This window comes from Pseudomonas sp. Kh14, assembly GCF_900291005.1.
GTDB classification, from domain to species: Bacteria; Pseudomonadota; Gammaproteobacteria; order Pseudomonadales; family Pseudomonadaceae; genus Aquipseudomonas; species Aquipseudomonas alloputida.
This window is the reverse complement of record NZ_OLKJ01000305.1, coordinates 1-237: the sequence shown is the minus strand read 5'-3', so window position 1 is coordinate 237 and position 237 is coordinate 1. Positions and strand designations below refer to the sequence as shown.

The window sequence follows — 237 nt, the reverse complement described above, 5'->3', positions numbered from 1 at the left end:
CACTTCGGCAAGGCGCTTGCGGCCTTCCTTGTGCGCTTCGTAATCGGTCAGCAGCGATTCGACCGACACCGGGAACTGGCCGAGTGCGGCCTGGACCTGGGACAGGCCTTCTTCGATGCGCTTGGCAATGGCGATTTCGCCTTCGCGGGTCAGCAGCTCGACGGTACCCATTTCGCGCATGTACATGCGCACCGGGTCGGTGGTACGGCCACCTTCGGTATCGAGCGCGCTCAGCGC

The 237-nt window shown here is 64.1% G+C and carries 1 protein-coding gene; it reads right to left on the bottom strand.

Going from position 1 to position 237, the window contains the following annotated elements:
• Nucleotides 1–237 (bottom strand): sigma-70 factor domain-containing protein (locus tag FQ668_RS28225; RefSeq protein WP_306109851.1); only part of this gene is annotated, 237 nt, incomplete at both ends.